This is a genomic window from Pseudomonas sp. ok272 (assembly GCF_900109995.1).
Classification (GTDB): Bacteria; Pseudomonadota; Gammaproteobacteria; order Pseudomonadales; family Pseudomonadaceae; genus Aquipseudomonas.
On sequence record NZ_FOCB01000035.1, the window covers coordinates 1 to 9,415 of the forward strand.

General features: G+C 60.7%; 7 protein-coding genes and 1 pseudogene. 4 read left to right on the top strand and 4 right to left on the bottom strand.

All coding sequences use genetic code 11. The features are described from left to right. A pseudogene (locus BMW74_RS24195) lies at positions 1–434 on the bottom strand (HAAAP family serine/threonine permease); the annotation flags it as partial. 28 nt (positions 435–462) lie between these two features. Next, positions 463–1,788, bottom strand: coding sequence for a sigma-54 dependent transcriptional regulator (locus BMW74_RS24200; RefSeq protein ID WP_093426618.1), 1,326 nt, complete (start codon positions 1,786–1,788; stop codon positions 463–465). 341 nt (positions 1,789–2,129) lie between these two features. Between BMW74_RS24200 and BMW74_RS24205 the strand changes: the two genes are divergently transcribed. Then, positions 2,130–2,396, top strand: coding sequence for a hypothetical protein (locus BMW74_RS24205; RefSeq protein WP_093426619.1), 267 nt, complete (start codon positions 2,130–2,132; stop codon positions 2,394–2,396). Positions 2,397–2,675: 279 nt separating this feature from the next. On the opposite strand, the gene zwf is transcribed toward BMW74_RS24205, so the two are convergent. Further along, positions 2,676–4,196, bottom strand: a complete 1,521-nt coding sequence (gene zwf, locus BMW74_RS24210) for a glucose-6-phosphate dehydrogenase (protein WP_093426620.1) — start codon at positions 4,194–4,196, stop codon at positions 2,676–2,678. Next, positions 4,193–5,173, bottom strand: coding sequence for a phosphogluconate dehydrogenase (NAD(+)-dependent, decarboxylating) (gene gnd, locus BMW74_RS24215; protein WP_093426621.1), 981 nt, complete (start codon positions 5,171–5,173; stop codon positions 4,193–4,195). Before gnd ends, zwf begins: the two co-directional genes overlap by 4 nt. Positions 5,174–5,567: 394 nt before the next feature. On the opposite strand from gnd, the gene BMW74_RS24220 reads away from it, so the two are divergent. The 3 genes from BMW74_RS24220 to BMW74_RS24235 all read left to right on the top strand — a co-directional run bounded on the left by BMW74_RS24220 (position 5,568) and on the right by BMW74_RS24235 (position 9,312). Next, positions 5,568–7,322 carry a phosphoethanolamine transferase CptA gene (locus BMW74_RS24220; RefSeq protein ID WP_093426622.1) on the top strand — a complete coding sequence of 585 codons (1,755 nt, stop codon included), beginning with the start codon at positions 5,568–5,570 and terminating at the stop codon, positions 7,320–7,322. Between the two features lie 331 nt (positions 7,323–7,653). Further along, entirely contained in the window at positions 7,654–9,081 is a 1,428-nt protein-coding gene (ccoN, locus tag BMW74_RS24230) for a cytochrome-c oxidase, cbb3-type subunit I (protein ID WP_093426624.1), read from the top strand. 9 nt (positions 9,082–9,090) lie between these two features. Next, complete coding sequence (locus BMW74_RS24235; protein ID WP_093426625.1) at positions 9,091–9,312, top strand: CcoQ/FixQ family Cbb3-type cytochrome c oxidase assembly chaperone; 222 nt, start codon at positions 9,091–9,093, stop codon at positions 9,310–9,312. Positions 9,313–9,415 lie beyond the last annotated feature (103 nt).

Sequence of the window (9,415 nt, forward strand, 5' to 3'; positions counted from 1 at the left end):
GCCGTCACGAACACATTGGAGGCCTGGCCGCGAAAGCGGGCCATGGCCGGGACGTTGTGGATGGCGTACATCGGCATCAGGAACAGGATCGCGGCGATGACCGGGCCACCGATGGTTTCGATCATGCCCAGGATGCTTGGATTCAACGTCGCGACAATCCAGCACACCACCAGCATGAACGCCGCCACCATGCGATCCAGGGCCTTGGCGCTCGGACGCTTGCCGGTTTTCACGATCAGGCCTTTCAAGCCCTCGCTGGCACCGATGTAGTGGCCCAGGAACGACTTGGAGATGGCCACGAAGGCAATCAACGGCGCGGCGAAGGCGATGGTCGGGTTGTCGAAGTGGTTGGCCAGGTACGACAGGATCGACAGGTTCTGTGCCTTGGCGTCGGCCAGTTGCGCCGGCGACAAGGTCAGCACGCAACTGAAGACGAGTAGAAAAGGGGACGGATTTATTTATTCAGCGGATCTGGTGCTTGTGCAACAGGCGATAGAACGTCGGCCGGGAAACCCCCAGGACCCGGGCGGCCACGCTGAGGTTGTCGCTGTGACGGTTCAACACGTCGCACAGGGCCTGGCGCTCGGCGCGGGTCTTGTAGTCTTCCAGGGTACCCATGGGCGCCGCGATGGCCTGTTGTCCGAGCAGGCCCAGGTCCTGCGCCTCGATCTGCCGCCCTTCGGCCAGCACCAGGCCACGGCGCACGCGGTTGGCCAGTTCGCGCACATTGCCCGGCCAGTCATGCTTGCCCATGGCGATCAATGCGTCTTCGCTGAAACTGCGGGGCCGGCGTCCGGTTTCCTGGCTATAGAAGTGGGAAAAGTGGCTGGCCAGCATCGACAGGTCGCCATGGCGCTCACGTAAGGGTGCGGTCACCACTTGCAGGACGTTGAGCCGGTAGTACAAGTCCTCTCGAAAACGCTTGGCTTCGATGGCCGACTCCAGGTCGACGTGGGTCGCCGCCAGTACGCGTACATCCACCGCAATCGGCTGGCCGCCACCGACCCGCTCGATGTGTTTCTCCTGGAGGAAGCGCAGCAGGCTGGCTTGCAGCTCCAGGGGCAAATCACCAATTTCATCGAGAAACAGGGTGCCGCCGTTGGCCGCCTCGATCCGCCCGATCTTGCGTTGATGAGCCCCGGTGAATGCGCCCTTCTCATGCCCAAACAGCTCGGACTGGATCAGGTGCTCGGGGATCGCCCCGCAGTTGATCGCGACAAATGGTTTGCTGTGGCGTTGCGACTGACGGTGCAGCGTGCGGGCCACCAGCTCTTTGCCGGTGCCGCTTTCCCCACGAATCAACACCGGCGACTCGGTCGGCGCCAGCTTGCTTAACAGCTTTCGCAGCTCGCGGATGGCCTTGCTGTCACCCAGCAGTTCGTGTTCCGGCTGGTCGACATGGATCGTGCCCTGGCCGCGCAGGCGCGCCATGCCGAAGGCCCGGCCCAGCGTTACCTGGACCCGGGAGACATCGAACGGCAAGGTATGAAAGTCAAAGAACCACTCGCAGACAAAGTCTCCGACCTTTTGCATTCGCAGCACTTCCGGGCTGAGAACCGCAATCCACTCGGTGCCGCTGCGACTGATCAGTTCCTTGACCGCTTCGGGGCGCTCCAGATGAAACGGCTGCAAGCGCAGCAAACCGACATCGCAACTGCGTTCGGCGGCGCTTTCCAGACTACAACTGTCGACGTCCCAACCGATGGCCCGCAGGCCCGGCACCAGCCGGTGGCAATCATCACAGGGGTCCACCACCAACAACCGTCTCAGCGCGGGGGTATCAATCATGACTGTTCCTTGGCGCCAAAATAATAGAAAAGTTATTAGAAACAGTCGTTTGGCGAACCTGGATGTAACGTTAGCAAGAACTTGACAGCGTCTTGTACCGTTTAACTATAAGGTTGACGGTCTTTTAGTTATAAGCAAAAAGGTACTTAGCAAGCTATCAAGCTGAACCTTTCATTCAGCTTTCAATATTTCCAAAAAAACCGGCAATTTTAAATAAAGTCGATATTTCTTTTAATTGTGTGTGACCTATCTCAAAAGTGTGACATCAGTACAAGTAACCTGCCGCACGGTAAGCCCAACCGACGGCACATCACTTGATTGGGCATAGAGAGAACATACCCATGAACGCTCCGCTGCGGATCAACGAAGCTCTTTTGATTGCCGATGGCGCCTTTACACCGTTCCAGTGTGTGGCCTGGACGCAAACGGACGGCTCAGGCGAACTGACGCTGACCGTTATCGACCGCACCAGCACGCCTATCGGGCGTAAGCAAATCCCCTGCAGCACCTATACCGACCCCGCCCAACTCGAAGATCTGCTGAAGCAGGCGCGCGCCGAGTTGAGCCAAGACGGCTATACCCTGCAAGCCTGGTCGATGCCCAAGTAAACCCTTGATCAAACTGTTTGTTCGCGGTTAAAGAACACGGCCCGGGCTGTTTCGGAATCACGCTTACTTCTGAGCAAGCGCAACACGTGCTCATCGCTGGAAGCGGCCGTTGTTTGCGCTTCGTAACTTCCGTTGCAGGCTGAATACATTTAGCGCGGGCGTTAAATACAGCGGCATGTATCTTCTTGTTACAGCATCCAATGCAGTAAACAACGACGGCACGGGATGCTGTCGTTGCCGTGCGAAATACCTACACCTGCGAATACCCGTGGATTCTACTCAGCCCAAGCGGTGCCAGGTGCGGCCATCGCGGGCGAGCAGTTCGTCGCCGGCGGCCGGACCATCCTCCCCCGCCGCATAGTGCTTGACGCTGGCATCTTCCTTCCAGGCATCGAGAAAGGGTTGCACCGCTCGCCAACCATTCTCGATGTTGTCTGCGCGCTGGAACAGGGTTTGATCGCCCGTCAGGCAGTCGTAGATCAAGGTTTCGTAGCCCGTGGAGGGCTGCATCTCGAAGAAGTCCTTGTAGGCGAACCCCAACTCGATGTTAGCCATGTCCAGTGCCGGACCAGGACGCTTGGCCAGCAAGTCGAACCACATGCCTTCGTTGGGTTGAATCTGAATTCTGAGGTAAGTCGGTTGCATCTCATCGACGGGCGTGTCGCGAAACGGCGCGTAGGGTGCAGGCTTGAAGCAGATGGCGATCTCCGTGTCGCGCACACTCATGCGCTTGCCGGTGCGCAAGTAGAACGGCACGCCGACCCAGCGCCAGTTATCGATCATCACCTTGAGTGCGACATAGGTTTCCGTGGTGCTGTCGGCGGCGACGTTGGGCTCCTCGCGATAGCCGGCCAGCGCCTGGCCCGCCAATTCGCCGGCGACATACTGGCCACGCACCGAGTTGGCGCGCGCTTCACTGATCGACCACGGACGGATCGCCCCCACCACCTTGGCCTTTTCCCCGCGCACCGCGTCGGCACCGAACGCCGCCGGCGGTTCCATCGCCACCATGGCCAGCAACTGGAACAGGTGATTGGGCACCATGTCCCGCAGCGCGCCCGTGTGTTCGTAGAAACTGCCGCGCGTCTCCACGCCCACGGTCTCGGCGGCCGTGATCTGCACGTGATCGATGTAGTGGTTGTTCCAGAACGCTTCGAACAGGCTGTTGGAGAATCGGCTGACAAGGATGTTCTGCACTGTCTCCTTGCCCAGGTAGTGGTCGATCCGATAGATCTGCTTCTCCGTCATCACCTTGAGCAGACACGCGTTCAAGGCCTCGGCGGTATGCAGGTCGGAACCGAACGGCTTTTCGATCACCACGCGGCGGAACGCCTCGGGGCCCTCGACCAGCAGCCCGGCCGCCCCCAGGCGACGCACCACTTCACTGAAGAAACGCGGGGCGGTGGCCAGGTAGAACACCGCATTGCCGGTGCCGCTGGCGGCAATTTTCGCCGCCAGCGCCTGATAGGTGCTGTCGTCGAGAAAATCACCCTGGACATAGCTGATGCCCTTGGCCAGCTTGGCCCAGCGCGCCGGATCCAGGGGATCGGCGCCGTTGCCAACCTTGCTGGCCGCCTCGTTGCGAATGAACGCTTCGAGCTTGTCGGCGAAGTCGATGTCGCTGATGGCGTTGTGGTCAACACCGACGATCCGCAAGCCGTCCCCGAGCAAACCGTCACGACTGAGGTTGTACAGCGCCGGCATCAGCAGGCGCTTGACCAGGTCGCCGTGGGCACCGAACAAAAATAGCGTGGTTGCCGGTGCCGGTTGAGCCTTGGACGTCTGGCGGACCGTGGTCATTTTTTCGGCGTCTCGACGTGACCACCAAAGCCAAAGCGCATGGCGGACAGAATCTTGTCGCCATAGGCGCCTTGCTGGCGTGAACGGTAGCGGGAGAACAACGAGCTGGAGAGCACCGGCACCGGCACCGCTTGCTCCATCGCCGCTTCAATGGTCCAGCGCCCTTCGCCGCTGTCGGCCACGGAGCCGGAATAGCCGTCGAGCTTGGGGTCGCTGGCCAGCGCATCGGCGGTCAGGTCCAGCAGCCAGGACGAGACCACGCTGCCACGACGCCAGACTTCGGCGATGTCGGCCACATTCAGGTCGAAGCGCTGATCGGGCGGCAGGATGTCCGAGGCCTTGGTCTTGAGGATGTCGAAACCCTCGGCGAAGGCCTGCATCATGCCGTACTCGATGCCGTTGTGAATCATCTTGACGAAGTGCCCGGAACCCGCGGGGCCGGCGTGGATATAGCCCTGTTCGGCACGCCCGTCGGCCGAAACCCGGTCCTTGGTCCGTGGAATGTCGCCCATTCCCGGAGCCAGGGTTTTGAACAACGGGTCCAGGCGCTGCACGTCGTCGGCATCGCCGCCGATCATCATGCAGTAGCCGCGCTCCAGGCCCCAAACGCCACCGGAGGTGCCGACGTCGATGTACTTCAGGCCTTTCTCCGCGAGGGCCTTGGCGCGACGGATGTCGTCCTTATAGAAAGTATTGCCACCGTCGATGATCACATCGCCCGCTTCGAGCAAGGTGCTCAGGGTATCGATGGTGTCTTCGGTCGGTGCGCCCGCCGGCAGCATGACCCAGACCGCACGCGGCTTCTGCAGCGCGCCAATCAGTGCCGGCAGGTCGCCGACGCCGTTGGCGCCTTCCTGGCGCAGGGTGTCAACGAACGCGGTGTTGCGGTCATAGACCACCGTCGTGTGCCCGTCGAGCATCAGGCGCCGTGCAATGTTGCCGCCCATGCGGCCCAGCCCAATAATCCCCAGTTGCATGTGCTGATGCTCCTTACTACGAATAAATGTGTGTCAAAGGTTATAGCGCACTGAGCCACGTCAAGCGTGACCCTGCGCGCTGCAACCTTCGTTTACGGCCAATTTTGCCCGAGCTATAGGGATAACGTCCCGAACGTCGGCGAAGACACAGGGATTTTAAAATAAATAGCGCGACACTGGGTAACTCGGCTGATCAGATGCCACCGGCAACATGACGCTGGCCTACTGCTTCGACCGCCAGGGCGCCCGATAAGCTCCATCGGAACGATCCGACATTTTTTTCACATTTCACCGAGCATAATCCGCCGGTTATGCACGCTCACCGTGTGGGCGCTAATCGCTGATGCCTGGAAACGCTCCAGTATCTGCAGTAATCAATCGGCTGGAGCGCTGAATGGCGATGTTTAAACGCAGCACTACGACTGCGAAAGGTTTTGACTGGGCGGGCCTCGGCTGGCTGTTCCTGTTCTTCTGGTACTTTTCCGGCATCACTCAATTACTTATTTTGCTGACCGACACGTCGGGCTTCTCGGGCTTTCGTCAAGCATTCATCATGAGCGCCATCTGGCTCGCACCGGTGCTGCTGTTCCCGGCCCGCACGCGCGTACTCGCGGCAGTGATCGGCGTGGTGCTCTGGGCATGCTCCATGGCCAGCCTGGGCTACTTTTTCATCTACCAGCAGGAATTTTCGCAAAGCGTCATCTTCATCATGTTCGAGTCGAACATCTCTGAAGCCGGCGAATACATGACCCAGTACTTTGCCTGGTGGATTGTCCTGGCCTTCATCGCGCACACCGCGCTGGCCATCTTCCTGTGGACCCGCCTGCGCCCGGTGTACTTGCCACGGGGCAAAGCCGTGCTGGCCGCCATCGCGATCCTGATCGCCGTGATCGGCTACCCGCTGGTCAAGCAAACCCTGCGCACCGGCAGCTTCGCCAGCGGCTTCGAAAAGTTCGAAACCCGCATCGAGCCGGCCGTGCCTTGGCAGATGATCGTTGCCTATCATCGCTATCGCGACACCCTGACCAGCATGCAAGGCATGCTCGACAACGCCAGCCAGGTGCCGCCACTGCACAACCTCAAGGACACCATGGCCGGCCAGCCGTCGACCCTGGTGCTGGTGATCGGTGAATCGACCAACCGCCAGCGCATGAGCCTGTATGGCTACCCGCGCGCGACCACGCCTGAACTGGACAAGCTCAAGGACCAACTGGCGGTGTTCGACAACGTCATTACCCCGCGGCCCTACACCATTGAGGCGCTGCAGCAGGTATTGACCTTCGCCGACGAAGAAAACCCTGACCTGTACCTCAAGACTCCATCGCTGGTCAGTGTGATGAAGCAGGCTGGCTACAAGACCTACTGGATCACCAACCAGCAGACCATGACCAAGCGCAACACCATGCTCACCACGTTCTCCGAGCAGGCCGACGAGCAGGTCTACCTGAACAACAACCGCAACCAGAACGCCCGCCAGTACGACGGCGATGTGCTGGAACCGTTCGCCAAGGCCATGGCCGACAGCGCACCACGCAAGTTCATCGTGGTGCATCTGTTGGGCACCCACATGAGCTACCAGTACCGCTACCCGCCGACCTTCGACAAGTTCCAGGACCGCCAGGGTGTACCGCCAGGCGTGAGCGACGCTCAGTTGCCGACCTACAACAGCTATGACAATGCCGTGCTGTACAACGACTTTGTCGTGTCGAGCCTGATCAAGGACTACGCCAAGACCGACCCGAACGGCTTCCTGCTGTACCTCTCCGACCACGGCGAAGACGTGTTCGACTCTGCCGGCCACAGCACCCTGGGCCGTAACGAGAGCAAGCCGACGGCGCCGATGTACACGATCCCCTTCATGGCCTGGGCCTCGCCGAAGTGGCGCGAAACCCATGACTGGAGCTTTGCCGGCGACTTGCAACGGCCGTACAGCAGCTCCCAGTTGATCCACACCTGGGCGGAACTGGCCGGACTGAGCTTCGATGAACTGGACCGCACCAAGAGCCTGGTCAGCGACAGCTTCAAGCCTCGCCCGCTGTTGATCGGCAACCCGTACGAGCGCGATCGCCGGGCGCTGATCGACTTCAGCCTGATGAAGCCCAAAGCCCCCGCACCTAGCCCCGACAACGCTTCAGCCGCTAAACCGTAAGCATGCTCAGGGGGCTGGTTCCAGCCCCCTTCTTCACCCTCGCAACAACCTCCGACCACTCAGGGCGCCTACAGCGTGGCGAACCTGATGTCGTCCTCCCCGAGCCTGGACTGGAAGCGCCAACGCCCCATACAGCTCAGCGTGTTACAGACTCAGATAAAGTCCAAAAAACCATATCAGGTTGCGTCAGAACACCGCAGGCAGGCGAGTGATCTGATCCGTACTAATGAATTTTTTCTGAGCCTGTTTTGTTTCCATGCAAGTTTCTACAGTGCACACCCTGCCAGTCCGGGTGGCCTGGCATGACTTTGCAACCGTGGAAGCAATGACCATGAGCACAGCAACAATCGCACAGGCCTACAACTACAAGGTCGTGCGCCAATTCGTCATCGCGACAGTGGTATGGGGCGTTATCGGGATGGCGATGGGCGTGTGGATCGCCTCGCAACTGGTGTGGCCAGAGGCGAACCTCGACCTGCCCTGGACCACCTTCGGGCGCTTGCGGCCGTTGCACACCAGCCTGGTGATCTTCGGCTTTGCCGGCAGCGCGCAATTCGCTGCCAGTTACTACGCCGTCCAGCGCACCTGCCAGGTGCGCCTGTACTCTGACAAGCTCGCCGCCTTCACCTTCTGGGGCTGGCAGTCGGTGATCGTCAGCATGCTGGTCACCCTGCCGCTGGGCTACACCACCACCAAGGAATACGCCGAGATCGAATTCACCGGCGCGGTGTGGATGACCGTGGTCTGGGTCGCCTACGCCATCGTCTTCTTCACCACCGTGGTGCAGCGCAAGACCCCGCACATCTACGTCGGCAACTGGTTCTTCGGTGCGTTCATCGTGGTGATCGCCATGCTGCACGTGGTCAACCACCTGTCGATCCCGGTGGACTGGTTCAAGTCCTACCCGGTGTACTCCGGGGCTACCGACGCCATGGTCCAGTGGTGGTACGGGCACAACGCGGTCGGGTTCTTCCTGACCACCGGGTTCCTGGGGATGATGTACTACTTCGTGCCCAAGCAAGTGGGCCGGCCGGTGTACTCCTATCGCCTGTCCATCGTGCACTTCTGGGCGCTGATCACCCTGTACATCTGGGCCGGCCCGCACCACCTGCACTACACCGCGCTGCCGGACTGGGCGCAGTCGCTGGGCATGGCCATGTCGCTGATCCTGCTGGCACCCAGCTGGGGCGGGATGATCAACGGCATGATGACCCTCTCCGGGGCCTGGCATAAGCTGCGCACCGACCCGATCCTGCGGTTCCTGGTGTTGTCATTGGCGTTCTACGGCATGTCGACCTTCGAAGGCCCGATGATGGCGATCAAGACCGTCAACGCCCTCTCCCACTACACCGACTGGACCATCGGCCACGTCCACGCCGGCGCCCTGGGTTGGGTGGCGATGATTACCTTCGGCGCGACCTATCACATGGTGCCGAAGATCTTCGGTCGAGCGCAGATGCACAGCATCGGCCTGATCAACGCGCACTTCTGGCTCGCGACCATCGGCACCGTGCTCTACATCGCCTCAATGTGGGTCAACGGCATCACCCAGGGCCTGATGTGGCGAGCGATCAACGACGACGGCACCCTCACCTACTCGTTCGTCGAAGCCCTGCAAGCCAGCCATCCGGGCTTTGTCGTGCGCTTTGTGGGCGGGGTGTTCTTCCTGAGCGGCATGCTGCTGATGGCCTACAACGTATGGCGCACCGTCAGGGTCGCGGGCGTGCAGATGGCCGAGCGTGAAGCGCAGATTGCCTAGGAGACGAGCATGACCGAGCTACTGCTCAACAGCCTGGGCGTGGTGTTCCTGTGGTTCGCCATCGAATACTGCCTGCGCCACCAGACCGCCAGGAGCCTGGACGAAGCGAGCCTGATCCCCTTTGCCGACGACCCCGAAGTGGCACAGCGGGTCGAACTGGCCACCGGCAAGAAAGTCAACGCCGTGGCGCCTGAGATAGCAAAGCCGGGCTGGGGCAACATCGACCTCTAAGCCCCCCAGGGAGCGAGCCTGCTCGCGATGGCGCGGTATCAGTCGACGCAGATGCTGGCTGTGCTGCCGTCTTCGCGAGCAGGCTCGCTCCCACCCTGATCCT